Source organism: Cellulosimicrobium sp. So1_17 (assembly GCF_055181235.1).
The window spans coordinates 2,915,117-2,940,395 of record NZ_CM143702.1; the positions used below are offsets into that span (position 1 = coordinate 2,915,117).

At 73.7% G+C, this 25,279-nt stretch carries 21 protein-coding genes and 1 riboswitch; of the genes, 9 read left to right on the forward strand and 12 right to left on the reverse strand.

The genetic code is table 11. The features are described 5' to 3' along the window. Nucleotides 1-37 precede the first annotated feature (37 nt). Nucleotides 38-1,318: a cell division protein ZapE gene (gene zapE, locus ACZCLJ_RS12830; RefSeq protein ID WP_463103979.1), complete on the forward strand. Its 1,281-nt coding sequence runs from the start codon at nt 38-40 to the stop codon at nt 1,316-1,318. Further along, a complete protein-coding gene (clpX, locus tag ACZCLJ_RS12835) occupies nt 1,305-2,675 on the forward strand; it encodes an ATP-dependent Clp protease ATP-binding subunit ClpX (RefSeq protein ID WP_463103980.1) in 1,371 nt (456 codons plus the stop codon). The genes zapE and clpX overlap by 14 nt, the downstream gene beginning before the upstream one ends. A gap of 30 nt (nt 2,676-2,705) precedes the next feature. Here clpX and ACZCLJ_RS12840 read toward each other — a convergent pair whose 3' ends face one another. After that, a complete protein-coding gene (locus ACZCLJ_RS12840; RefSeq protein WP_463103981.1) occupies nt 2,706-3,128 on the reverse strand; it encodes a VOC family protein in 423 nt (140 codons plus the stop codon). Between the two features lie 116 nt (nt 3,129-3,244). Between ACZCLJ_RS12840 and ACZCLJ_RS12845 the strand changes: the two genes are divergently transcribed. Next, nucleotides 3,245-3,619, forward strand: a complete 375-nt coding sequence (locus ACZCLJ_RS12845) for a hypothetical protein (RefSeq protein WP_463103982.1) — start codon at nt 3,245-3,247, stop codon at nt 3,617-3,619. A gap of 20 nt (nt 3,620-3,639) precedes the next feature. On the opposite strand, the gene ACZCLJ_RS12850 is transcribed toward ACZCLJ_RS12845, so the two are convergent. Then, nucleotides 3,640-5,463, reverse strand: coding sequence for a lipase family protein (locus tag ACZCLJ_RS12850; RefSeq protein ID WP_463103983.1), 1,824 nt, complete (start codon nt 5,461-5,463; stop codon nt 3,640-3,642). Nucleotides 5,464-5,787: 324 nt separating this feature from the next. Between ACZCLJ_RS12850 and ACZCLJ_RS12855 the strand changes: the two genes are divergently transcribed. Beyond that, nucleotides 5,788-7,938, forward strand: coding sequence for a glycosyl hydrolase family 28-related protein (locus ACZCLJ_RS12855; protein WP_463103984.1), 2,151 nt, complete (start codon nt 5,788-5,790; stop codon nt 7,936-7,938). A 91-nt stretch (nt 7,939-8,029) separates the two neighbouring features. Further along, a complete protein-coding gene (locus tag ACZCLJ_RS12860; RefSeq protein WP_251153025.1) occupies nt 8,030-8,617 on the forward strand; it encodes a P-loop NTPase family protein in 588 nt (195 codons plus the stop codon). Here the strand turns inward: ACZCLJ_RS12860 and ACZCLJ_RS12865 are convergent. The 5 genes from ACZCLJ_RS12865 to ACZCLJ_RS12885 form a co-directional block, all read right to left on the reverse strand. Then, nucleotides 8,586-9,014, reverse strand: a complete 429-nt coding sequence (locus tag ACZCLJ_RS12865; RefSeq protein WP_251153024.1) for a (deoxy)nucleoside triphosphate pyrophosphohydrolase — start codon at nt 9,012-9,014, stop codon at nt 8,586-8,588. The genes ACZCLJ_RS12860 and ACZCLJ_RS12865 overlap by 32 nt on opposite strands. Nucleotides 9,015-9,076: 62 nt before the next feature. Further along, nucleotides 9,077-9,331 carry a helix-turn-helix domain-containing protein gene (locus ACZCLJ_RS12870; RefSeq protein WP_251153023.1) on the reverse strand — a complete coding sequence of 85 codons (255 nt, stop codon included), beginning with the start codon at nt 9,329-9,331 and terminating at the stop codon, nt 9,077-9,079. 180 nt (nt 9,332-9,511) lie between these two features. Continuing rightward, the gene (locus ACZCLJ_RS12875) at nt 9,512-9,814 is read right to left on the reverse strand and encodes a hypothetical protein (protein WP_463103985.1); all 303 of its coding nucleotides are present in this window, start codon (nt 9,812-9,814) and stop codon (nt 9,512-9,514) included. Nucleotides 9,815-9,923: 109 nt separating this feature from the next. Further along, nucleotides 9,924-10,262: an Hpt domain-containing protein gene (locus ACZCLJ_RS12880; RefSeq protein WP_463103986.1), complete on the reverse strand. Its 339-nt coding sequence runs from the start codon at nt 10,260-10,262 to the stop codon at nt 9,924-9,926. Then, nucleotides 10,250-10,615, reverse strand: coding sequence for a response regulator (locus tag ACZCLJ_RS12885; protein ID WP_251153020.1), 366 nt, complete (start codon nt 10,613-10,615; stop codon nt 10,250-10,252). Before ACZCLJ_RS12885 ends, ACZCLJ_RS12880 begins: the two co-directional genes overlap by 13 nt. A 130-nt stretch (nt 10,616-10,745) precedes the next feature. On the opposite strand from ACZCLJ_RS12885, the gene ACZCLJ_RS12890 reads away from it, so the two are divergent. The 3 genes from ACZCLJ_RS12890 to ACZCLJ_RS12900 are packed head-to-tail and all read left to right on the forward strand — an operon-like array spanning nt 10,746 to nt 14,747. Further along, nucleotides 10,746-13,712 carry a response regulator gene (locus ACZCLJ_RS12890; RefSeq protein WP_463103987.1) on the forward strand — a complete coding sequence of 989 codons (2,967 nt, stop codon included), beginning with the start codon at nt 10,746-10,748 and terminating at the stop codon, nt 13,710-13,712. Beyond that, nucleotides 13,709-14,215: a pyruvoyl-dependent arginine decarboxylase gene (locus tag ACZCLJ_RS12895; RefSeq protein ID WP_251153018.1), complete on the forward strand. Its 507-nt coding sequence runs from the start codon at nt 13,709-13,711 to the stop codon at nt 14,213-14,215. Before ACZCLJ_RS12890 ends, ACZCLJ_RS12895 begins: the two co-directional genes overlap by 4 nt. Continuing rightward, complete coding sequence (locus tag ACZCLJ_RS12900) at nt 14,205-14,747, forward strand: hypothetical protein (protein WP_463103988.1); 543 nt, start codon at nt 14,205-14,207, stop codon at nt 14,745-14,747. Before ACZCLJ_RS12895 ends, ACZCLJ_RS12900 begins: the two co-directional genes overlap by 11 nt. Before the next feature lie 58 nt (nt 14,748-14,805). Here the strand turns inward: ACZCLJ_RS12900 and ACZCLJ_RS12905 are convergent, their stop codons facing one another. The 4 genes from ACZCLJ_RS12905 to gcvP all read right to left on the reverse strand — a co-directional run bounded on the left by ACZCLJ_RS12905 (nt 14,806) and on the right by gcvP (nt 23,586). Then, nucleotides 14,806-18,852 carry a phosphodiester glycosidase family protein gene (locus ACZCLJ_RS12905; RefSeq protein WP_463103989.1) on the reverse strand — a complete coding sequence of 1,349 codons (4,047 nt, stop codon included), beginning with the start codon at nt 18,850-18,852 and terminating at the stop codon, nt 14,806-14,808. Nucleotides 18,853-19,078: 226 nt separating this feature from the next. After that, nucleotides 19,079-19,456, reverse strand: coding sequence for a glycine cleavage system protein GcvH (gcvH, locus tag ACZCLJ_RS12910; protein ID WP_463103990.1), 378 nt, complete (start codon nt 19,454-19,456; stop codon nt 19,079-19,081). A gap of 31 nt (nt 19,457-19,487) precedes the next feature. After that, entirely contained in the window at nt 19,488-20,717 is a 1,230-nt protein-coding gene (gene gcvT / locus ACZCLJ_RS12915; RefSeq protein ID WP_463103991.1) for a glycine cleavage system aminomethyltransferase GcvT, read from the reverse strand. 22 nt (nt 20,718-20,739) lie between these two features. Next, nucleotides 20,740-23,586, reverse strand: coding sequence for an aminomethyl-transferring glycine dehydrogenase (gene gcvP, locus ACZCLJ_RS12920; protein ID WP_463106406.1), 2,847 nt, complete (start codon nt 23,584-23,586; stop codon nt 20,740-20,742). Between the two features lie 284 nt (nt 23,587-23,870). Next, nucleotides 23,871-23,972, reverse strand: a riboswitch (glycine riboswitch). Between the two features lie 132 nt (nt 23,973-24,104). Here gcvP and ACZCLJ_RS12925 point away from each other — a divergent pair. Next, nucleotides 24,105-24,260: a hypothetical protein gene (locus ACZCLJ_RS12925; RefSeq protein WP_463103992.1), complete on the forward strand. Its 156-nt coding sequence runs from the start codon at nt 24,105-24,107 to the stop codon at nt 24,258-24,260. A 29-nt stretch (nt 24,261-24,289) separates the two neighbouring features. Here the strand turns inward: ACZCLJ_RS12925 and ACZCLJ_RS12930 are convergent, their stop codons facing one another. Next, nucleotides 24,290-25,174: a formate/nitrite transporter family protein gene (locus tag ACZCLJ_RS12930; protein WP_463103993.1), complete on the reverse strand. Its 885-nt coding sequence runs from the start codon at nt 25,172-25,174 to the stop codon at nt 24,290-24,292. Nucleotides 25,175-25,279: the final 105 nt, after the last annotated feature.

The window sequence follows — 25,279 nt, forward strand, 5'->3', positions numbered from 1 at the left end:
GCGACGCCCGCCTCGCGTGCGCACCTAGGCTGTCCCGGTGAGCTCACGCCGCCTCGACCGCGTCCGCGACGGGATCGAGGCGGCGTCCGCGCACGACGGCTTCGCGCTCGACCCCGGCCAGCGCGACGTCCTGGCGCGGCTCCTCCAGGTCGCCGCCGGGCTCCTCGGCCCCGGTTCCCGACACCGCACCGCACCTCGCCCCGACCGGCGCGGCCTGTACGTGTGGGGACCACCGGGACGGGGCAAGTCGTGGCTCGCCGGGTCGTTCTTCACGGCGCTCTCCGCCGAGCTCGCCGACGGCGCGACCCAGCGCGTCCACGTGTACGACCTCTTCCGCGAGCTGCACGCCGCGATCCACGCGCGCCGGGCGGCGGCCGCCACGGGGCCGCGCACCGCCGTCGGGCACGACGGCCCGACCCGCGGGTGGCGCACCCGCCCGGCGAGCCAGGCGTGGCACGCCCCCGAACCCGACCAGAGCCCCGACCCGCCGCCGAGCGCGGTCGACGCCGCGATCGACGACCTCCTGCGCGGCACGACGCTGCTCTACCTCGACGAGCTGCACCTGCACGACCCCGGCGACGCGACGCTCCTCACGCGGCTCCTGCGCCGGACGTTCGAGTCGGGCGTCGTCGTCCTCGCCACCTCGAACGACGAGCCGGGCACGCTCCTGCCGGACCCGCTGTGGCACCACCTCGCCGAACCCGGCATCGCGCTCCTGCGCGCCCACCTCGACGTCGTGGAGCTCGCCGGCCCGACCGACTACCGGTCCCTCGGCGGACGCGGGCGCCCGGGATTCGCCGCGGGCGCGTGGCTCGCCCCGGGGACGACGGCGCAGCTCGCCTCACGGGGGCTCCGTGCGCCGGGTCCCGGCGAGGCGACGCGCCTGCGCTCCGGGTCGCGCACCTTCGCGGTGTCCGCCGTGCGCGCGGCCCGCGGCACGGAGCCGGCCGAGCTCTGGGTGACCTTCGAGGACCTGGCGGCCCGGTCGACGTCGACCCTCGAGTACCTCGACTGGGCCGCCCGGTTCCCCCGGTGGGTGGTCACCGACGTCCCGCTCCTCACGGCGGTCGACCGGGAGGCGCAGCAGCGGTTCGTCGCGGTCGTCGACGTGCTGTGCGACGCGGACGTCGAGCTCGTGGTCACCTCGCCCCACGACCGCGCGACGTTCCTCGCGGCACGGACCGACCGCCCCGACGCGTTCCGCACCGCGAGCCGCCTCCACCTCCTCGACGCGTGCACCGACATGAGGGCGGCGAGGGCTACGATCGGCCCCGACGCGGCACCCACCCCGACCGGAGGTTCTCGTGGCACCCACTGACGGCAACGGCACGGGCGACGACCGCTCGCGCCGTCCCCGCTCGGCCGACACCCTGACCTGCTCGTTCTGCGGGAAGTCGCAGAAGCAGGTCAAGCGCCTGATCGCCGGGCCCGCAGGGGTCTTCATCTGCGACGAGTGCGTCGCGCTGTGCCTCGAGATGGTCGACGAGGACCGCGAGCCCGAGAGCACCGACGTCGCCACGGGCGACGGGCGCCTGCCGACGCCGCACGAGATCTTCGCGCACCTGAGCACGTACGTCGTCGGGCAGGACGGCGCCAAGCGCGCGCTCGCCGTCGCCGTCCACAACCACTACAAGCGCGTCCGCGCGGCCGCGGCCGCCGCCGAGGCGGCGGAGGCCGCCGAGGCCTCTGGTGACGCAGCGCCCGGGCCGGGCGACGGCCTCGACGACGTGGAGCTGGCGAAGTCGAACATCTTGCTGATCGGTCCGACGGGGACGGGTAAGACGTATCTGGCGCAGACGTTGGCGCGGATGTTGAACGTGCCGTTCGCGATCGCGGACGCGACGGCGTTGACGGAGGCGGGGTATGTGGGTGAGGACGTGGAGAACATCCTGCTGAAGCTGGTGCAGGCGGCGGACTTCGACGTGAAGAAGGCTGAGCAGGGGATCATCTACATCGACGAGATCGACAAGGTGGCCCGCAAGGCGGAGAACCCGTCGATCACGCGTGATGTGTCGGGTGAGGGTGTGCAGCAGGCGTTGTTGAAGATCATCGAGGGCACGAGCGCGTCGGTGCCGCCGCAGGGTGGTCGTAAGCATCCGCACCAGGAGTTCATCCAGGTGGACACGTCGAACGTGCTGTTCATCGTGGCGGGGGCGTTCGCGGGGTTGGACGACATCGTGGCGGCGCGGGCGCGCAAGCGGGGGGTGGGGTTCGGTGCGCCGATCGACACGGGGGCGGGGGAGGACCTGTTCGCGCAGGTGCGTCCGGAGGATCTGCACCGGTACGGGTTGATCCCGGAGTTCATCGGGCGGTTGCCGGTGATCGCGTCGGTGGGGGCGTTGGACGCGGAGGCGTTGGTGCGGATCCTGACGCAGCCGCGCAATGCGCTGGTCAAGCAGTATCAGCGGATGTTCGCGATCGACGGGGTGGAGCTGGAGTTCACGGACACCGCGGTGGAGGCGGTCGCGGAGCAGGCGTTGCTGCGCGGGACGGGGGCGCGGGGGCTGCGCGCGATCATGGAGGAGGTGCTGCAGCAGGTGATGTTCGACGTGCCCTCGCGTGATGACGTGGAGCGGGTCGTGATCACCCGCGAGGTCGTGCTGGACAACGTCAACCCGACCATCGTGCCGCGCGCCACCACCCGCACCCGCACCCCCCGCGAGAAGTCCGCGTAGCCCGTCCCCGACCGGACGGCGCCGGAGCGTTCAGCCGACGAACAGGCAGAACGGATGACCTGCGAGGTCCGCGTAGACACGCAGCGGCTCGTCGGGGTCGTGCGAGCGGTCGCGCAGGAGCCGCGCGCCGAGCGCGAGGGCGCGCTCGTGCTGGCGGTCGAGCTCGGCGACGTCGGGCACCGTGCAGTCGAGGTGGAGCTGCTGCGGTACGTCCGCGTCGGGCCACGTCGACGGGGCGAGCGTCTCGACCTGCTGGAAAGCGAGCTGGACGCCGCCCGGCGCCGCCCGCAGCACGAGCCAGTCGGCGCCCGCCGGGTCGGGCTCGCCGGGCGGTGGCGGGTCGTCGCCCGTCCGGTACTCGAGCCCGAACAGCTCGCGGTAGAACTCCGCGAGCGCCCGTGCGTCCGTCGTGTCGAGCACGACCTGGGCGATCCGGGGACGTCCCTCGGCCACGGTGACCACCTCCGACCTCACGGTCCGACGCCGGTCGCGCGCTCGCAAGCACGTCGGCACCCCACGGGTGAGGATGGGACCCGGGACCGACCCGGGCCGGAGCAGGAGGTACGGACGTGACGGACGTGGGGGCGCGGCTCGCGCAGCACGTCGCCGAGGCGGCGGACGCGTGGTTGCGCGACCCGCTCGACGTGGGTGTCTACCGGCGGCTCGTCGCGGCCACGCTGGCGTGGCGCTCCCGCGCCGTGCCCGACGGCGGTCCGGTCGCCCGCGCGGTCGACGAACCGCCGCAGGGGGTCGGTGACGAGGACCGCGAGGTCCGCGCCGTGCCCGACGACGAGAGGTACTTCCGTCCTGACCGCGCGCCGCGTCCGGTCGGCAGCGCGCTCGCGGACGTGGCGAGCCTGCTCCGCGCCCGGTCGGACGCGGCCAGGTCCGGCGGGGGCGCGTCCGACGCAGCCCGGCCGGACGCCGAGTCGTCCGAGGACTGACCGAGCGCAGGAAGGAACGTTCATCCCATGCCGCACGTCGGCGTCGGCGCGGTACCTGCGAGGCGGTCCTCCGTCCAGCGCAGCAGGTCCGGGACGAGCGGCGAACCCGCCTCGACCAGACCCACGTGGTCGGCGCCGTCGTACCGCCGGTAGTCCACGGGCTGGCCCTGAGCGCACCGCGTGCCGACGTACGCGTCCTGCATCCCCGGCACGACGAGCGTGTCGTCCGCTCCCTGGGCGACGAGCACCGGCTCCGCGACGGGTCCGGTCGGGACGTTCTCCGCGAGACGCTCCCCGAACGCGCCGGTCGTGGGGTCGCCCGTCCACAAGGGCTGGTCCATGGCGAGCGTCTCCGCCAGGGAGACGAGCGCGCCCGGCTCCGCGAGGCATCGCGTCGCCATCTCGTGCACCACGATCCGCGCGCCGGGCCGGACGACGTCGTACGGGTCCGCCTCCGGGTAGGCGGCGGCGTACGCCTCCACCACGTACGAGGCGAAGATGCTGCCGCCCGGCACTGCCTCGAGGTGCTCGACGAGCGCGGGCAGGTCGCTCGCGGGGGCGAGCGCGGCGACACCTGCCAGGGGCACGTCGGCGGCGTACTCCGGCGCGACCTGTCCCGTCCACAGGGCGGCGTGCCCGCCCTGCGAGTGCCCCCAGACCACTGTCTGCTCGCCGAGCGCCACGCCGTCGAGGCCGCGCGCCGCGCGGACGGCGTCCAGGACCGACCGCCCTTCCCCCTCACCGATCAGGTACGGGTGGGGGGAGTCCGTCCCGAGCCCCGTGTAGTCGGGCGCGACGAGCGCCCAGCCGCGCGCGAGCACGTCGTCGAGCAGGTAGAACGCCCCGGACTCGAACGGCTCGTCGAGGACCGACGGCGCGCAGCCGCGCGCGAAGCCGGTCGTCCCGTGCGCCCAGGCGACGACGGGGGGCGGGGCTGCGTCGTCGGGCAGGTCGGGGAGCACGACGATCGCGCTCGAGAGCGCGGGCTCGTCCTCGTCGCGCGTGGTCGTGTAGAGCACGCGCCACGCGGTGGAGCCGTCGGGGACGGCGCGCGAGAACGGCTCGGCGCGCAGGAGCCGGCCGGGCTCGGACGGGACGTCGGCCGGGGGGTCGTAGAACGCGTCCGGACGCGGTGCGCCGCTCTGGACCGCGACGCTCACGCCGGCGAGGCCTGTCGCGAGCACGACCGCCACGATCGCCCCGGCGAGACCGGCACGGTGCGACCCGCCAGGCACCGCGACGACGTCGCCCTCGCGCTCGGCGCCGCCCTCCCGCGAGCGCCGGACACCGCTGACGGCGAGGCGTACCCCGAGGAGGACGAGGCGGACGCCCAGGCCGACCGCGACGACGAGCACGGTCACGTCCGGCCAGGCGAGCGCGAGCAGGCCGAGGACGGCGCTCGCGACACCCAGCAGGACGAGCGTCCACCGCTCGGTGCCCCGCGCGAGCATCCCCTCGAGGACGTCGAGCGCGCCCGAGACGACGAGCCCGATCCCGACCAGGATCGTGACGACGAGCAGGGACGGACCCGGCCACAGGGCGACGGCGGCGGCGAGAGCCAGGAACGTGAGCGCACGCGCGACGCGCAGCACGGGCGACCACCTCGAGGCCGAGGCCGCGACCTCGCCCGTCGTGGGTCGGTCGCCGACGAGCTCCGCGACGCCGAGCACGACGGACCCCACCACGACCGCGACGACGAGCAGGGCGAGCGATGCGAACGGCCGCAGCACCACGACCGCACCGACGATCACGCACACGGTCCCGAGGAGGGCGGACACCCACGGGGGCACCCGGTCCCCCGCGTCGCGCAGTCGTGCGCGCAGGATCGCACCGAAGCGGGTCACGCGGTGAACGTACTGTCCAGGACGTGGGCCCGCGCGGGGAACGGTCCGGTCAGCAGTCCGTCCCCCGAGGCACGGTCGTCACCGGCGAAGGTCGGGACCGGCGACGGACGACGAGTGGTGCCCCTGCCGCCATCGCGGCGACGAAAGTGCAAGAAGTCGACACCATGATGAAAACTCGTCGCAACTCCTCTTGTGTCGACTGCCGGACCGGCCTAGGGTCTGCTCGACGACGGTGCGCGGTGGTGCGACCACGCGCCGACCGGCGGGCCAGCACGCCCGCCGGGCCGCACGGAGGCCGCGCCTCCCGACAGAGACGGATCGACGATGATTCGCAGCATCTTCCACCCCGGCAACGCACCCTCTCGCCGCGCAGGACCCGCACCTCGCTCGGCGCACGCGGCTCGCGCACGGCGCGGCCACGTCGCGACGACGGCTGCCGCAGCGGCCGTCGCGCTCACGCTCGTTGCCGGCACCGCGCCGGCGGCGCTCGCCCAGGCGCGGCCCACCCCGCCTGCCCCGACCCCGGTGACGCGCGCCGCCCTCGACCCCGCCCTCGTCGAGGGACGCGGCGCGGACGTGCCGTTCGTCGAGCAGGAGGCCGAGAACGCCGTGACGACGGGCACCGTGATCGGCCCGGGGCGCGACGCCTACACGATCGAGGCCGAGGCGTCCGGGCGGTCGGCGGTCCGGCTCACCGCGGGCCAGCACGTCGAGTTCACGCTGCCCGCCGCCGCGAACGGGATCACCGTGCGCTACGCGCTCCCGGACGCGCCCGAGGGCGGGGGGATCCGCGCACCGCTCGACGTCTCGGTGCTGCGCCAGGGGAAGAAGGTCGGCGTCGACCGCCGCATGACGCTCACGTCCGAGTACTCCTACCTGTACAACCAGTACCCGTTCACGAACGACCCGACCGCCGGCCTCCTGCAGCCCGACTGGTGGGTCACGGAGTGCGCGTGCGTCCCGTCGCAGACGACGCCCGTCCCGACGTTCGACACCCCGTTCCGGCCCATGAAGTTCTACGACGAGCAGCGCCTGCTGCTCGGTCGGACGGTGAAGGCCGGCGAGACGATCCGGCTCACGATGCCCGCCGGCAGCAACGCTGCCTGGACGGTGATCGACCTGCTCGACTCGGAGAAGGTCGCTCCCCCGACGATCCGTCTCCGCGCGGCCAACGCGCTGCTCTTCGGCGCCGACCCCACGGGCCGCCGCGACTCCGCCGACGCGCTCGACCGGACGATCGCGTGGGCGAAGAAGCGCGACCTCGAGGTCTACGTCCCGCCGGGCGTCTACCGGGTGAACCGGCACGTGGTGGTCGACGACGTGACGATCCAGGGCGCCGGGAGCTGGTACACCGTCTTCCGCGGCAGCGAGGTCGCGCTGGACGAGCCGGCCGAGGACGGGTCCGTGCACACGGGCGTCGGGTTCTACGGGCGGTACGCGGACGAGGGGGGCAGCCGCGACGTGCACCTGCGCGACTTCGCGATCGTCGGTGACGTGCGCGAACGGATCGACACCGACCAGGTCAACGGGGTCGGCGGCGCGCTGAGCGACTCGTCGGTCTCCGGGCTGTACATCCAGCACACCAAGGTCGGGCTGTGGTTCGACGGGCCGATGGAGAACCTCGTCGTCGAGAAGAACGTGGTCGTGGACCAGATCGCCGACGCGCTCAACTTCCACGGCGGCGTGACCGACTCCGTCGTCCGGGGCAACTTCATCCGGAACACCGGGGACGACGGCCTCGCCATGTGGTCCGAGAAGCTCTCGAACACGGGCAACGTGCTCGAGCGCAACACGGTCCAGTCGAACACCCTCGCGAACGGCATCGCGGTCTACGGGGGCACGGACAACACCGTGCGGGCCAACCTCGTCGCCGACCCGGTGCGCGAGGGCAGCGGGCTCCACGTCGGGTCACGCTTCGGCGCGGAACCGTTCACGGGCACGCTCGACTTCACCGACAACACCGCGGTGCGCGCCGGGACGTACGAGCTCAACTGGAACGTGGGGCTCGGCGCGATCTGGTTCTACGCGCTCGACCGCGACATCGACGCGGACGTCCGCGTGACCGGCGACCACTACCTCGACAGCACCTACAACGCGATCATGCTCGTGTCCGACTGGGGCGTGAAGGACCAGGTCGCGATCGAGGGCGTGGCCTTCGAGGACGTGCGGGTGGACGGGACGGGGACGTCCGTGGTCAGCGCCCGCGTCCGGGGCGGCGCGTCGTTCGAGAACGTCGACGCGCGCAACGTCGGCTGGGCGGGCGTGAACAACTGCGGGTCGTTCAACTTCCCGGCGGGCGGCACCGAGTTCACCCTGACCGACCTCGGCGGGAACGACGGCACGTCGCTCAGCCCGTGGGAGCCCGGGTCGGTGAACTGGCTCGGCCGGTTCGTGCCGAGCGCACCGAGCTGCACCGACCGCCCGCCGGTCGTCGCTCCCCCGGCGCCGTCGCCCTGGGTCCAGCCGGTCGGCTGACCCACCTGCTGCTGAGTGCTGGGTATCTGTCGTCGAGAGCCCACGGTGACGACACATACCCAGCACTCGGCGGGTGGGGTAGTTTCCGCGGGTGCCTCTTCTCGGACCGGACGACGACGTCGTCGCGCACCTCGGCCACGCACCGCGCCGGATCACCGTGGCCGGGGTGTCCGGGTCGGGCAAGACGACGCTCGCGGGCCGGCTCTCGCAGCGGCTCGGCGTGCCGCACACCGACATCGACGGGCTCTACCACGGGCCCGGCTGGGTCCCGCGACCCGAGTTTCTCGACGACGTCCGCGCACTCCTCGCTCAGGACACGTTCGTCACCGAGTGGCAGTACTCCACGGCGCGACCGCTGATCCTCGCCCGGGTCGAGCTCCTCGTCTGGCTGGACCTGCCGACGAGCGCGACCATGCGTCAGGTGCTCGGCCGGACGGTACGACGCTCGGTCCGACGCGAGGTGCTGTGGAACGGCAACGTGGAGCCGCCCCTCTGGCGCTCCGTCCTCCAGCCGCCCGAGGAGAACATCGTCCGCTGGGCGTGGGTCACGCGGCACAAGTACCGCGACCTTCCCGAGCGCGTGGCCCGGGACGCCCCGCACGTCGCGCTCGTCCGGCTGCGCTCGAGGCGGGAGGTCGATCGCTGGGTCAGACGGCTTCCGACGCGACCTGTCGCGTGAGCTCCTCGACGATGGGCACGTCGCCGTCGAGCCACTCCACGGCGTGCCACTCCCCCGGCTCGAGCCAGGCGAGGTCGTCGTGCTCGACGAGCGGCTCCGGTTCGCCGTCGACGACGCGCGCGAACCACAGCCGCATGACGTGGCGGTCCGTGATGACCCAGGTCCCGTGCTCCGGCCCGACGACCTCGTCACCGAGCTCCACACGCACGCCGAGCTCCTCGCGGAGCTCACGGTGCAGCGCCTCCTCGGGCGTCTCCCCCGGGTCGACCTTGCCGCCGGGGAACTCCCACCGTCCCGCGAGATGCGCCGGGCGTGACCGGCGCGCAGCCAGGAGCAGGCGCGGCGCGGCGAGGTCGTCGACGATCGCCGCCGCCACGACGAGTCTGCGCAGTGTCATAGGCGGAGTGTCGCACGTCGGCGTGTCGTGCCGGTGGCACGCACGTGACGCACGACCTCGCCTCAGCGCAGGCCGGCGGCGCGGGCCCAGGCCACGGCCTCCGCACGCGTCGAGACGCCGAGCTTGCGGTAGAGGCTGCGCACCTGCGACTTGACGGTGTTGCGGGTGACGAAGAGCTTGGTGGCGATCTGCTCGAGGGTCACGTCCTCGGACAGGTTCGACAGGACGACGCGCTCGCGGCGGGTCAGCGGTGCGATGGGCTGCGGCGAGGCAGCCAGCGGGAACGCCGACGGGCGGACCAGCTCGATGGTGCTCATGTTCTCCTCCAGATTATTTCCGGTCACGCCAACACCCCTGACGGATCCGGTGTGGTGCTACTGGAAGAGACGGGCGAAGGTCATGTTCATGACGCGTGTTTTCACCCTTCGTTCAGGACGTTCGTCCTGAGGTCTCTCCCAGGGCGGCCGCGCAGGGCCGCCGACATGCGTCGTCGCAGGTCAGGCCGCGCGGCGGAAGGACAGAAGGACGAGAGCGACGGCGACGTGGGAGCCCCCGACGTGCCGGTCCTCGGTCACGACGTCGACCGCAAGGTGCTCGACGGTCGGGACCATCCCCTGTGCGAGGTCCTCCTGGAGCGTCCGCTCGAGCACGTCGCTGAGCGCCGCCATCGCGGCGTCGACCGTCGGGCGCGGGCCCGACGACAGGTAGGTCGGCGTCGGGACCTGCGGCCGGACGGCGCCGGTCTCGTCGCCGGGGCGCCCGTCGAGCGCTGGGACCGGGTGCGTGCTGGTGTGGAACATGAGTCTCCCCCTCGTGGACCGTGGGGGCGGTCCCCCGAGGCAGGACCCACGCTCCCCGAGCTACCTCAAGGACCTGCGCCCCGAAGCCCAACGGATGCTCAGGATTGGCTCAGTTTCCCGCGCCACCGGGCCGGGCGGCCCTGCGCAGGCGGTCCAGGGCGTCGGGTGTCCGGGAGTCGTCCTCCGCGCGGAGAACGTCCTCCAGGTGCCGGGCGGCGTCCGTGAGCGCCTCGTCGCCGAACGTCCCGGCCGAGCCTGCGAGCGCGTGGCAGAGCTGCACGGCCTCGGCGCGGGCGCCGGGTTCCGGGGCCCCTCCCGCGTCGAGCAGCTCGAGCAGCCGGGCCGTGCGCGCGGCGTTGCGCTGCCGGGCGCGGTCGGAGAGCAGGGCGAGCGCGTCGTCGAACCCCGGGGCGGGGTCGGGCCGGTCGCCAGGCGTCAACGCGCCCACCCGAGGACCTCGGCGAGCCGGTCGGGAAGGGTCAGGGGATCGAACGGCTTCGTCAGGACGGCCGCTGCGCCGAGCCCGTCGAGCCGGGAGATGTCCTGCGTGCCGACCTTCGCCGTGAGGAACACGACCGGCACGTCGCGCAGCCGGTCGTCCGCCCGGATCCGGGCGAGCACCGCCGGGCCGTCGACCGTCGGCATCATCACGTCGAGGAGGATCACGTCCGGGCGGACCTCGCGCGCGACCGCCATCCCCTCCGCACCGTCGCCGGCGGTGTGCACCTCGTGCCCGCCGACCGCGGTGAGCGCGAGCGCCGCGACCTCGCGGATGGACGCGTCGTCGTCGATGACCACCACGCGTCGGCCCCCTGCTACCACCTGTGCCGTCCCCGTCCGCTCGCTCGTCGCCGCCCGATCGACCGTAACCCAGGGCGGCGCCGGTCGCCGCCGGACGGCGAGCACGTCACCCTTCACCTACGCTCGTCGCATGCAGGAGGGGCAGCGCGCGGCGGCGCGAGCCTGGGAGAGCTTCGTCCGCTGGTCCTGGGTGGCGGGCGTCGGGGTGCTCGTCCTCGTGGTGCTGCTCGCCAGCCCGCTCGACCAGGCGGTGCGCGAGGAGATCTCCCGCGCCTCGATCGCCGCGGCCGGGGTGGTCGCCGCAGTGAGCTGCGGCTGGCGCGCGTCGCGGTCGACGGGACGCCGACGCCGGGCCTGGGGCCTCCTCTCCCTCGGCGGCGTGGTGGGTCTGCTCGGCAACGTCTACGCGGCGGTCGTCGGCGACCCGACGACCGGGGACGTCGCCTACATCGCAGCCCTCTGCCTGGGGATCGTCGGCCTCGCGCTGTTCCCGACGGTGCGCCCCCGCGGGCAGGAGATCGTCCGCATGCTGTTCGACAGCGTGGTCGTGGGCGGGTCGGTCCTCTACATCGCGGTGTTCGCGGTCGTGCTCGAGGGCGAGTCGTGGCAGACCGCGCCCTCCGTCACGGCGTACGCCCTCCCGGTCGTCGACGCGCTGCTCGCCACCCTCGCCGTGCTCGTCATGACCCGTTCGAGCGCGTCCGAGCGCGTGCCGTTGGTGCTCGTGGGCAGCGGCTTCGTCCTCTACGCCGTCGCCGACGTCGCGTTCGCCCTCCTCTCGGCGGGCGGCGAGTTCGCGTTCGGCAGCCCCGTCGACGTGGCATGGGTGGGCGGCTACCTCGCCATCGCCCTCGCCGCACGGCATCCCGCGGCGTCGGGAAGCCCGCTCGCGGACCGGCGCGCCGAGGGTTCGGCCGTCCTCGGCACGGCAGTGACCTTCCTCCTCTTCCTCGCCGCGGCGCTCGTCCGCGTCGCCCAGGCGGACGACACGATCCCGGCGATCGCCAACGTCCTGTGGGTCGCGGTGCTCGTGGCCGTGGTCGCGCGCCAGATCCTCGTGGTCGTGGACAACGAGTCGCTCCGGCACGGGCTCGAGCGACGCGTGGAGGAGCGCACGGCGCAGCTGCGCTCGCTCGCGAGCGAGCGCGAGCGCACGCTCGAGTCGGTCGCGGACGGCATCTACGGCGTCGACGCGTCCGGCCGGGTCACGTTCGTCAACGCCGCCGGAGCACGCACGCTCGGGGCGTCGGCCGCGGACCTCGTGGGGCGCGAGGCCCACACGACGTTCCACGCACCGGCCGAGGACGGCACGGCGTACCCGGTCGAGCGCTGCTACATCACGGAGGCCGTGCGCGACGGCGTCACGGCCACGGCGGAGCTGGACGTGTACCGCCGCCTGGACGGCAAGGACGTCCCGGTCGAGGTGACCGCCAGCCCGCTGCGCGACGACGGGACGATCCGGGGCGCGGTGGTCGTCTTCCGCGACGTCGCGGAGCGACGCGAGGTCGAACGCATCAAGGACGAGTTCGTCTCGGTCGTCAGCCACGAGCTCCGTACGCCCCTCACGTCCATCCGCGGCGCGCTCGGCCTGCTCGAGAGCGGCATCCTCGACGGGGACCCGGCACAGGCGTCACGCATGGTCCACATCGCCCTCGCCAGCAGCGAGCGCCTCAACCGGCTCGTCGACGACATCCTCGACGTCGAGCGCATGGACGCCGGGACGACGTCGCTCGAGCTGGCGGACCACCCGGTGGACGAGCTCGTCGCCGCCGCGGTCGAGCAGGTCACGATCCTCGCGCACGACGCGGGTGTCCTCCTCGACACCTCCGGCACGGGGCCGGAGGTGGTGCACGCCGACGGGGAACGCATCGTCCAGACCCTGACGAACCTCCTCAGCAACGCGGTGAAGTTCTCCCCCGGTGGCGGGACGGTCCGCGTGTCCTCGGTCGCGGTCGGCGAGATGGTCGAGCTGCGCGTCGACGACGAGGGGCGTGGCATCCCGCCGGACAAGCTGGAGACCGTGTTCCGTCGGTTCGAGCAGGTCGACGCCTCTGACGCCCGGGAGCGCGGAGGGACCGGGCTGGGCCTCGCGATCGCGCGCAGCATCGTGGAGCGTCACAGCGGTCGCATGTGGGCCGTGAGCGACGGCGAGGGGACGGGCTCCAGCTTTCGTCTCACCGTCCCGCGTGTGGCGAGCCCGGCGTCCCGGGTCCGGCCCCCCGACCCGGAGGGCTCGGGGACGGTGGCGGACGGTCGTGCGATGCGGGGCGACACGGCAGACGACCTCGGGCTGCCGACGCCGCGGGTCGTCGTCGTCGACGACGACCCCTACGTGGTCGACGTCCTGCGCGAGGTCCTCGAGGCGCGCGGGTACGACGTCGTCGGGGTGACGGACGGCGACGAGGCGGTCGCGCTCGTCGAGGAGGAGCACCCCGCCGCGCTCGTCCTCGACCTCGCCATGCCCGGCACCGACGGGACCGAAGTGCTCGGCCGGCTGCGTCGCACCGCCGCGACCGCGGACGTGCCCGTCGTCGTCGTGTCGGGGACGCGTCCGACGGAGGCGCGCGAGGTCGCAGTGCTCGCGGACGGCTGGCTCGTCAAGCCGGTCGACCCGGCCCGGCTCGCGCAGACGGTGCACGACGTCATCAGGCTGCGTCCCCACCACGGCCGCGTCCTCGTCGTGGAGGACGACGACGACCTGCGCACCGTGCTCGCCACCGTCCTCGAGAGCGGTGGGCTCGTCGTGACGCAGGTGGCGTCGGTCGCCGAGGCCCGGGACGCCCTGACCCGCGCGGACGACCCCGACCTCATCGTGCTCGACCTCGCCCTGCCCGACGGCACGGGCAAGGACCTCGTCGCGGCGCTCCGTCGGGACGGCAGGCTCCGCCGGCTGCCCGTCGTCGTGTACAGCGGCTCCGAGCTGGGCTCCGACGAGCGTGCCGACCTCGGCCCGGGCCCCACAGTGTTCCTGACCAAGGGTCGGGCCGCACCGGAGACCATCCTCCGGCCCGTGCTCGACCTTCTCGACGCCGCCTCGGGGCTCACGCCCCGTGTCCACGTCGACGTCCCCCCGGCCCCGACCCAGAGGACCCCATGACCGACGCACTGACCATCCGTGTGAGCTCCGGCGCCGGTACCGGCCGGACCACCCTGGCCGCCTTCGACGCCGCGCTCATGGCCGCGGGGGTGGCCGACTACAACCTCGTGCGTCTCAGCTCGGTCGTCCCGCCGGGCAGCCGGGTGCTGGAGGTCGCCGGCGCCGACCAGCTGGTCGGAGCGCACGGCGACGCCCTGTACTGCGTGTACGCGGAGGCCCACGCGCAGCTCCCCGGGCACGAGGCGTGGGCGGGCGTGGCCTGGTCCCTGCGGGACGACGGGAGCGGCGCCGGGCTGTTCGTCGAGCACGAGGGCCCGTCGCACGAGCAGGTCGAGACGGACCTCACGCACAGCCTCGAGGACCTCTCCGCCACCCGCGGCGGGACGTACCACGAGGCCGGTCGCCACCTCGTCGGCATCACCTGCGAGACGCTGCCGGTGGCGGCCGTCGTCGTGGCGACGTTCCGCCGGGCGGGCTGGGAGGAGGCCGGCGATGCGCGCTGACGTGACGTTCGAGACCACGGTCACGGACGACGTCGCGGAGCGGTTCTGGCGTCTGTACCTCAAGGCGTTCGAGCCGTTGCGGACGCGCGCCGCGGCGCGGCACGTGCTGCACCACGAGGAGTTCGTGGAGGAGATGGAGGACCCGCGCGTCCTGAAGCTCCTCGCGCACGACGGTCAGGGCGAGGCGGTGGGCATGACGACGCTCGCGACCGACCTCGCTGCCGTGCCCTGGGTCAGCCCCGAGTTCTTCGCCGCGCGCTACCCCGAGCACGCGGCGCGCGGTGCCGTCTGGTACATCGGCTTCACGCTCGCCCACCCGGGCCGTCGCGCGACGCGGACGTTCATGGACATGATCGATGCCCTGGTCGCGCACCTCGCCGAGCACCGCGTGGTGTGCGCGTACGACGTCTCGCGCTTCAACGACGACTCCCTGCGCTTCGCGGACAACCTCCGGCGCCACCTCGAGCGCAACCAGGACGTCACCGTCGAGACGGTCGACCAGCAGTCGTACTACGCCACCACGTTCCACTGACGGTGCCACCGACGCGGCGCCGCGGGCGACCTCGGGTCGCCCGCGGCGCGGACGAGCGTCACCGCACCGTGACGGTGACCTCCCTGCTCCGTGTCTCCCCCGCGGCGTTGGTCAGCACGGCGACGTAGGTGTAGCGGCCGGGGGCCTTGCCCGTGAGGACGGTCGACGCCGCCTGCGCGGCCCCGCCCTCGCCCGGCACGAGCTCCTGCCGGTCGATCTCGACCCCGCCCTCGTACAGCACGTACCCGGTGGCCTGCGTGCCCCACCACTTGTTCACCGTGACGGTGTAGTCGCCGTCGCGGTCGTGGTTGTCGTGCGACAGGTCCGGCGTGCCGGGGTTCGCGTCCGCCACCAGGACGGTGTGCGCGCCGGCGCACGGGGTGACCCCCACGGCGTTCTCGAGCTCGCACGTGTAGGTGTACGCACCGTTCGTCCGGCCCGTGACCGGGACGGCGACCCGCTGCGCCCGCGTGCCGCCGTGGACGAGCGGCTGCGTGCTGACCAGCTCGCCGTCCTCGTACAGCCGCAGCGTCGTCGCGTTCTCGCCCCACCACAGGTCGACCATGACGGCGTAGTCGCCGTCCCGCAGGCCCGTGTCCCAGCCGTTGTCGTCGGTGATCCGCGCCTGCCCCGGCTTCCCGGCCGGGACGAGCACGTCGAGCGTCCCGACGACGTCGTTCACCTCGACCGTCAGCGTCGCCCGTCCGGGTGCGACGGCCGTGACCTCGTGGGAGACCGGGTCCAGCGCGACCACCGTCCCGCGCGGCGCGTCCTGCGCAGCGCCGACGAAGACGCCGTCCGTCCCGCCCCAGGCCGCCGAGACGGGCCAGGCGACCGGGACCACGCGGTCGTCGTCCTGGTTCACGGTCGCGCTCACCGCACCCGACGCGCCGACGGCCAGCTCGGCGGGACCCGCGACCTCCACGGTGTCCGCGCGCGCGTTGACCTCGACGGCGAGCCACCCGGCTCCCGGTCCCTCGGGCACCTCTCCGGACGGATCGGACCACCGGCCCTGCGCGGGGTCGATCCCGAGCATCGTCCAGCCCGTGAAACCACCGTCGTCGGGCGTGCTCGCGGGGCTCTTGCCGGAGTTGCCGTTGACGACGTACGGCACGCCGTCCTCGGTCTTCGCGTGGAAGACGCCGACGTGCGAGCCGACGCTCGCGACCGACTTGCCCGACGTCTCGCGGAAGTCCTCCAGCCAGCCGCGCACGACGTCCGCCTCGAGCCGGTCGACGAGCTGGCTCGCCTTCGTGGGCAGCGGGTCGTCGACGGGGTGGTGCGCCACGACGACGACGCCCGTCACCGCGTCGTCCGTCGCCGCGGCGTCGAGCTGCTCGCGCAGCATCCGGAGCTGGGCGTGGTCGGCGTTGAGCGTGCCGGCCGCGGTGTCGAGCAGCACGAGGCGTGTGCCGTCGACGTCGAGGTGGTGCGTGGTGTCGCCGAACTCGTCGACGAAGTTCTCGATCGAGCCGCCCATCACCTCGTGGTTGCCGGGCACGTAGTACCAGGGCAGGTCGGTCCCGCCGAGCTCGTCGTCGAGGATCTCGCGCGCGAGGTCGAAGTCGGCGGGCGACGCCTCGTCGACCAGGTCGCCGTTGATGACGAGCACGTCCGGCCGGGACGCGACGATCTCCCGGAGCGTGCGGCGCGCGCCCTCCACCGCCCCCGACTCCGGCGACCGTGCGACGAACTGCGCGTCGGACATCACGGCGACGCGGAGCGGGGACGCGTCGGTGGCGTTCTCCGCGACGACGACGTCGTCCTCGACGCGGCCTGCCGGCGGCGTCTCGACGGCCGGCGGGACGTGCGCCCGCAGGTCGCTGATCGTGATCGCCCCCGCGTACTGCGCGGACGCGCGCGTCTCGAGCACGCGCACGCGCTGCAGGCGCAGCGGGAAGTCGACGCCCGCGGGGACGGCGAAGGTGGCCTGCTGCCAGCCCTCCCACGAGACGTTCGGCCCGTCGAGCTGCGTCGTCACACCGTTGCGCTGCTGGACCTGCAGGCGCAGCCACGCGCCGCTCGCGTCGCCGTCGACCCACATCGTCAACCGCTGCGGCTGTCCCGCGATCTCGCGGGTCGCCTCCGGGACGACGGCGTACTGGCCGCGCGTCGCCGTGGACTGCGTGAAGTCGTAGGTGAGGCGCAGGCCGGGCGCGCCGTCGTGACCCTCGGCGGGAGCGACGCCGCCGCCGGGGGCACGGTCGTTCGCGGCCTTCCACGTCGCGGCGTCCGCGAAGTCGGCCACCGGGACCTGCTCGAGGGAGACGGCGACCGCCACCTGGGCCCGGTGCTCCCCGACGGCGAGGTCGAGCGTCGCGGCCCCCGACGGCGCGGTGCCGCGGACCGTGAACGTGCCGGACGTCCCCGGCTCGAGCGCGACGACGCCCTCTCCCCCGCTGACGACGACGTCGCGCGACTCGATCGGGGCGGAGTACCCGTCGGCGTCGTACCCCGTGAGGGTGAGCGTCGCGGTCGACCCGGCGTCGGCGAGGCTGACGACCGGCTCGTCGACGGCCACGCGGACCAGCGGCCCGAGGACCCGCAGCTCCTGGCTGCCGGTCGCCGTGCCGTCGGGGCCACCGACGGCGGTGACTGTGGCGGTGCCCGGTGCGACGCCGGTCACCGTGCCGTCGGTGGCGACCGCGACCGCGTCGTCGGTGCTCGCCCAGGCGGACGGCCCGCCCTCGACGGGCGACCCGACCTCGTCGTACGCCCTGGCGGTCAGCGTCCGGTGCAGCCCGGGGAACACCCGGTCGGCGTCGTCGACCGTGAGCGCCGGGGCCACGGCGAAGGCGCTCGCGACGCCCGAGCCGCCCGCGACGAACAGCCCGAGGCCGTTCGCGTCGCGGCGCTCGGTGCCGTCGGCCGGGGAGTTGAGGACCGTCGTCGACGCGTCGCCGGGCAGGCGCGCGTTCATCTGGCTCGACCCGCCGCCGTCGAGGTTGATCGCGTCGTCGGCGCCGAGCTGGCCCAGGAACTCGCCGAGCTCGGGCAGCGTCATGCCGGTGCTGTGCGACTGGCGCCCGTCGACGACCACGAGGTATGCGGTCGCGCCGTCCTCGCTGAAGCCGATCGCCGTGCGGGGGTGCCGGACCAGCGAGTGCCCGCCCTCCCAGGAGGTCGGCTCGCCGTCCTCGAGGAGCCAGTCGCCCTGGTCGCCACCGACCGCGACGGCGACGTCGCCCGCGTCCGCGCGCAGCCCGTACTCGAGAGTCACCGGGTCGCCGGGGGCGACCGCCGCGAGGGCGTCCGCCGCCGCGCCCGGCCGTGCGACGACGGCGCGCACGCCCTCGTCGAGCCGGCCGCTCCCGGGCGTGCCGACGGAGGTCGCCGTCCCGTCGGGGCTCACGAGCACCTCGACGCCCTGCTCCCCCGCCGCGAGGACGCGCGTGCGGGTGTGAGCACCCCACGCGCTGTCGAAGACGGCGACCCCTCCCGCCTGGACGGCCGTGACGTTGAGGCCGGCGACCGGGTGCGCTGCCTGCTCCGCGCCGACGCTCACGCTGCCCTCGAGGAACAGCTCGGCCAGGCGTCCGAGCCCGTCGGAGTCGATGACCGCGGAGCGCTCGCGACCGGATACCGCCGAGGACAGGAGGGTGCCGTCGTCCACGGCGGTGCCCAGCGGCGCACCGGAGCCGTTGATGTCGAAGAAGTCGCCGTTCACCGCGGCGACGGCGCCGCGCGACGCGGCCATCTCGCTGACGGTCGCGCTCCCGGCCACCGCGTCCGGGCCGAGGTACCCCACGCGCACGTCGTCCGAGCCGAGCTCGGCGACGAGCACCTCGCCGCTCAGCCACCCGTCCGGGCCGAGGCGCGTGAAGCTCGTCTGCTCGAGCCCCGGCGCGATCGTCCGCTGCACCACGTCGGTGACGAGGGCGTCGCCCGCGTCGTCGAGCGCGAGCTCGCGCGGTGCCGGCCACGCGGCGGTGGGTGCCGGTCGGGTGACGGTCCCCGCGGCCACCCCGCCGGGGGCTGCCGACGCCGGCACCGCGAGGCCCGTCGTCACCAGGCCGGCGGCGACGAGCGCCCCGGCGAGCCGCGTCGCCCGGTCCCGGGCCGTTCGGTGGGCGGGTGCCGGTCTCGGCACGGTGTCGAGCGTCATCGCTGAGGTCCTCCGGTCGGTCCTGTCATCGTATGGCGAACACTTTCACGCCATGGGTGACATGTGAAGGTTTTCGCCGTGACGTCTCGTGACCGGCCGCTCGGGCCGGACCGGACGTCGTCGTCCACGGTCCGGCACGGACCTTTCCGACAGGGCACCTCCCGGTGAACGCACGGGGCACCCCGGGCGAACTCGCCCGGGGTGCCCCGTCAGGTGTCGTGGCCGGTCAGTCGGCGACGAGCGCCTCGTAGGCGTCCGCCGAGAGGAGGTCGCCCGTCGCCGTGACGTCGACCTTGAAGAGCCAGCCGTCGGTGTACGGGTCGGAGTTGACGACGGCCGGGTCGTCGATCGCGGCCTGGTTGACCTCGGTGACGGTCCCCGTCACCGGCGAGAAGAGCTCCGAGACCGACTTCGTGGACTCGACCTCGCCGACGACGCTGCCGGCCGTGACCTCGGCGCCGACCTCGGGCAGCTCGAGATAGACGATGTCGCCGAGCGCCTCCGCGGCGGTCGAGGTGATGCCGACGACGGCCGGCTCGGACCCGTCGATCCACTCGTGCTCGGCGGTGTACTGCAGGTGCGACGGGAACTGGGCGTCGGTCATGGGGACTCCTTCGGGCGGGTGGCGACGGTGGTCAGGACTGCTGAGGACGACGGTAGAACGGGAGCGGCACGACCACCACGGGCTCGGCGCGCCCGCGGACGTCGACCGCGAGCTCCGTACCCTCGGCCGCGAGCTCGGGGCTCACGTACGCCATGGCGATGGGGTACCCGAGCGTGGGCGACGGCGCCCCCGACGTAACGGTGCCGATCCGTCGCGGCTCTCCCCCGGCCGCGGGCAGCACGACGGCGTACCCCGCGCGCGCAGGACGACGACCGAGGCCCTTCAGACCGACGAGGACGCGCGCCGGCGGCGAGACCTTGCGCGCGGCCAGGGCGTCCCGGCCGACGAACGGGACCGTGGACCCGTCGGACCGTGTCACGTCTGCCTTCTCGAGCTTCACGACCCGCCCGAGCCCCGCCTCGTAGGGCGTGGTCGTCGTGTCGAGCTCGTGCCCGTACAGCGGCATCCCGGCCTCGAGCCGCAGCGAGTCGCGCGCGGACAGCCCCGCCGGCACGAGCCCGTGCGGCACGCCGGCGGCGAGGAGGGTGCGCCACAGCGCCGCCGCGCGGTCGGCGGGGACGAACAGCTCGAAGCCGTCCTCCCCCGTGTACCCCGTGCGGGCGACGAGCGCGTCGACGGTGCCGTCCTCCACGGTGAGCGCGACGGACGCCGACGCGTAGTACTTCATCGAGCGGATCGTCTGTACAGGATCGTCCTGGTCACCTGCCGCACCGCTCGCGTCGACGAGGCCAGCGACGATCGCCTCGGCACGCGGACCCTGCACCGCGACGAGCGCCGTCTCGCTCCCCCGGTCCGTCACGACCGCGTCGAAGCCTTCGGCGCGCGCGACGAGCTCGCGTGCCACGAGCGGTGCGTTGCCCGCGTTCGCGACGACGAGGAACCGCTCCGCGGCCAGGCGGTACACGACGAGGTCGTCGAGCACCGAGCCGTCCTCGGCGCAGATCATCGTGTACCGGGCACGCCCGGGCGCGACCGCGGTGAGGTCACCGACGAGCGCGTGGTCGAGCGCCGCCGCGGCCTGCGGGCCGGTGACGTGGATCTCGCCCATGTGCGAGAGGTCGAACAACCCGGCCGCCTCGCGCACCGCGCGGTGCTCGGCGAGGTCCGACGTGTACCGCAGCGGCATCTGCCACCCGCCGAAGCTCGTGAGGCTCGCCCCGAGGGCGACGTGCTCGTCGTGCAGCGGGCTGAACCGGTCCGGCTCCCCTGCGGCTGCCTGCTCGGTCGACTGCTCCGTCATCGTGTGGTCCTTCCTGGTCGCGTCAGTGCGCGTAGGCGTCGAGGGGCGGGCACGAGCACACGAGGTTGCGGTCGCCGCGTGCGCCGTCGATCCGGCGCACGGGCGGCCAGTACTTCCCGGCGCGCAGGCTCGCGACGGGGTACGCGGCGAGCTCGCGGGAGTACGGCTTGTCCCACGAGTCCGCGGTGAGCGCCGCGGCCGTGTGCGGCGCTCCGCGCAGCGGCGACTCCTCGACCGACCAGCGGCCCGAGGCGACCGCGTCGATCTCGCCACGGATCGCGACGAGCGCGTCGACGAACCGGTCCAGCTCGGCGAGGTCCTCGCTCTCGGTCGGCTCCACCATGAGCGTCCCGGCGACGGGGAACGAGAGCGTCGGTGCGTGGAAGCCGTAGTCCATGAGGCGCTTCGCCACGTCCTCCGCGGTCACACCCGTCTCGGCGGTGATCCCCCGCACGTCGAGGATGCACTCGTGCGCCACGAGCCCGTTCGGGCCGGTGTAGAGGACCGGGAAGTGGTCGGCGAGCCGGCTCGCGACGTAGTTCGCGGTGAGGACGGCGGTCTTCGTCGCCTCCGTGAGCCCGTCCGGACCCATCAGCGCGACGTACGCGTAGGAGATCGGCAGGATGCCCGCCGAGCCGTACCGCGTCGCGGACACCGGGGTGCCCGACGGCGCGGCTCCCCCCGGTGCGCTCTCCGCGCCCGCGAGCGGGTCGCCCGGGAGGAACGGCACGAGGTGCTCCGCGACCGCGACCGGCCCGACGCCGGGACCACCGCCACCGTGCGGGATGCAGAAGGTCTTGTGCAGGTTCAGGTGCGAGACGTCGCCGCCGAAGTCGCCGGGACGGGCGAGCCCGACGAGGGCGTTGAGGTTCGCGCCGTCGATGTACACCTGGCCACCCGCCTGATGTACGAGGTCGCAGACCTCGCGCACGTGCTCCTCGTACACGCCGTGCGTCGACGGGTACGTGATCATGATCGCGGCGACGCGCGGCCCGTGGTCCTCGAGCTTGGCGCGCAGGTCGTCGAGCAGGATCTCGCCGTCGGCGGCCGTCGCGACGACCTCGACCTTCATCCCGGCGAGCGCCGCCGACGCCGCGTTCGTCCCGTGCGCCGAGGCGGGGATGAGGCACACGTCGCGCTCCGTGTCGCCACGCGACACGTGGTACTCCCGGATCGCCAGGAGGCCGGCGAACTCGCCCTGCGACCCCGCGTTCGGCTGGACCGACACGCCCCCGTAGCCGGTGATCTCCGCCAGCGCTCCCTCGAGCCCGTCGATCAGCTCCGCGTAGCCCTGCGCCTGGTCCGTCGGGACGAACGGGTGGATGTTCGCGAATCCCGGCCAGGAGATCGCCTCCATCTCGGCCGTCGCGTTGAGCTTCATCGTGCACGAGCCCAGCGGGATCATCGTGCGGTCCAGAGCGAGGTCCTTGTCCGAGAGACGGCGCAGGTAGCGCAGCATCGAGGTCTCGGAGCGGTGCAGGTGGAAGATGGGGTGCTGGAGGTACGTCGTCTCACGTCGGGCCCAGGACGGCAGCGCGTCGTCGCCTTCGGCGGGGGAGGCGCTCTCGGCAGCGACGCCGAAGGCCTCCAGCACCGTGGCGACGGTTGCGGGGGTGGTGGTCTCGTCGCAGGCGATCTGTACGTGATCGGCATCGGGGTTGTACAGGTTGATGCCTGCCGCTGCGGCTGCCTCGACGACCTGCGCGGCGCGGCCGGGGACGACCGCGCGCACGGTGTCGAAGAAGACGTCGTGCTCGACGGTGACGCCGCCCGCGCGCAGCGCCGCGGCGAGGGACGCGGCGTGGCCGTGGGTGCGCTCGGCGATCGCGCGCAGGCCGTCGGGGCCGTGGTAGACCGCGTACATCGACGCGACGATCGCGAGGAGAGCCTGCGCGGTGCAGATGTTGCTCGTCGCCTTCTCACGACGGATGTGCTGCTCGCGCGTCTGGAGGGCGAGGCGGTAGGCGGTGTCGCCGTCCGCGTCGATCGACACGCCCACGAGACGCCCGGGCAGTGACCGCTCGAGGCCCTTGCGCACGGCCATGAACGCCGCGTGCGGGCCGCCGTAGAAGAGCGGGACGCCGAAGCGCTGCGCCGAGCCGACGGAGACGTCGGCACCGAGCTCGCCGGGCGAGACGAGCAGCGTCAGCGCCAGCAGGTCGGTCGCGACGGTGACCAGCGCGGCGCGCTCCTTCGCCTCCGCGACGACGGGCCTCCAGTCCACGACGCGCCCGGACGCCCCGGACTGCTGCACGACGACGCCGACCAGCGCCGCCTCGTCGGGCAGGTCCGCGGGGTACGTCCCCGCGGCACGCGCCGCGGAGAGTCCCGCCTCGAGGCCGCCGGAGAGGTCCGCGACGACGACCGGGAGGCCGATCGCCCGGGCGCGGCCCAGCGTGACGGCGAGCGTCTGGGGGAACAGGTCGGCGTCGACCACCACGTACCCGGTCTTCGCGCGCGACGCGCGCCACATGAGTGCCACGGCCTCCGCGACGGCGGTCGCCTCGTCGAGCAGCGACGCGTTCGCGACGTCGAGACCGGTGAGGTCCTCGACGACCTGCTGGAAGTTGAGGAGCGCCTCGAGCCGGCCCTGCGAGATCTCCGGCTGGTACGGCGTGTACGCCGTGTACCAGGCGGGGGACTCGAGCACGTTGCGGCGGATCACCGGGGGAGTGGTGGTGCCGTAGTAGCCGAGTCCGATCATCTGCGTCTTGACGACGTTCTTCCCCGCGAGCTCGCGCAGGTGGTCGAGCACCTCGGTCTCGGTGCGCGCCGCCGGGAGGTCGAGAGGTCGGTCGGCCCGGATCGAGGCGGGCACGGCGGCGTCGACGAGCGCGTCGAGCGACGCGTACCCGAGCTGGTCGAGCATCGTCTGCACCTCGCGGCCGCGGGGGCCGAGGTGGCGCGGGGCGAAGGCTCCCGTGCTGGCGCCGTGCGGGGCGGCGGGGTCGAACGACTGCTGGGTCACGAGGGACCTCCGGTGGCGGGGGACGACGAGGGGTCCCTCCCCGCTCTGTCATCGGACGCACGCGTCGACCTGAGAGTTTTGCCGGTCCGCCATGCCCTCACGAGGGCCGGGGCGCGCCGGCTTGCACCGTCGGTGGGCCGCGCGTCGCCGGGTCCCGACGTCGAGCGGCCGCTTTCCAGAGTTGCCTCGCCGCGACGGTACGTGGGCCTGAGAGATTCCCGGGGAGGAAATTGCTCCTTCGGCGCCGGCGGTCACGTGGACCGTCCGGGCTCTCCCGTCGTGGTTCGGGCGGCACGGCAGCACTGTCCGTCGACGACGGGCGCAGCGCTACCGCTGAAGCATGAAGTTGTGAGGCCATCGTACCGGCAGCGCCCCCGGCGCAGTCCGTCTCGGGTCGCGCGTCTGGCAGGGTGGTCGCCATGCCCTCCGACACGATCGTCGACGTGGTCCTCCTGCTCGTCCTCGCCGGAGCGGGGATCCTGGGGCTCACCGTCGCGGGCGCCGCCGTGGTCGGGACCCGTGCGGTGCGGGCCACCACTGCCGGGACACGTCGGGGCGGTACACGGGCCTGCTGAGCCGGAGCGGGCGCAGCCCTCGCGGTCCGTCAGGCGGGCTCGGAGACCAGCTCGCGCTCCGGCGTCGGCCCCGCGACCGGTGCGACCGGCGCTGCGGGCGCGGCGTCGGCTCCCCCGCGCGCCTTCTGCCGCCCGTGCGTGGAGTAGAGGGGCAGGCCCGTCAGGAGGAGCCCGCCGACGAGGTTGCCGAGCACGGTGGGGATCTCGTTCCAGACGAGGTAGTCCATGATCGTGAACTGCCCGCCGAGCAGCAGGCCGGACGGGAAGAGGAACATGTTGACGATCGAGTGCTCGAACGCCATGAAGAAGAAGAGCATGACGGGCATCCACATGGCGATCGCCTTGCCCGGGACGTCCTTCGCGACCATCGCGCCGATGACTCCCATCGACACCATCCAGTTGCACAGCATGCCGCGCACGAACAGCGTCAGCATGCCCGACGCCCCGTGCTCCGCGTACCCGACGGTGCGTCCCTCGCCGATGTGGCCGATGGCCTGACCGACCTCGTTCGGCGGTGTGTCGAACCCGTACGTCACGACGATCGCCATCATCACCGCGACCGCGAACGCGCCGATGAAGTTGCCGACGAACACGAGACCCCAGTTGCGGAGGACGCCCCGCAGCGTGACGCCCGGGCGCTTGTCGAGCCACGCGAGCGGCCCGAGCACGAACATGCCCGTGAGCAGGTCGTACCCGAGCAGGTACAGCATGATGAAGCCGACGGGGAAGAGGATCGCGCCGAGAATCGCCTGACCCGTCGTCACCGTCACGGTGACGGCGAACGCGGCGGCGATCGCGAGGATCGCACCGCCCATCGTGGAGCGGATCAGCGTGTCGCGCGTGGAGAGCAGGACCTTGTTCGCGCCGGCCTCGACGAGGGTCGGGACGAGCTCGGCGGGCTTGACGTAGGACATGGGGCACGGCTCCGGGGGAGAGGTCGGCGTTGGCCTGCCGCGTCGTGCGGCGCTCCCGACGCTAGGCGCGGGGCGTTACCCCGGCGTGTCCCCGTCCGCGCGGTC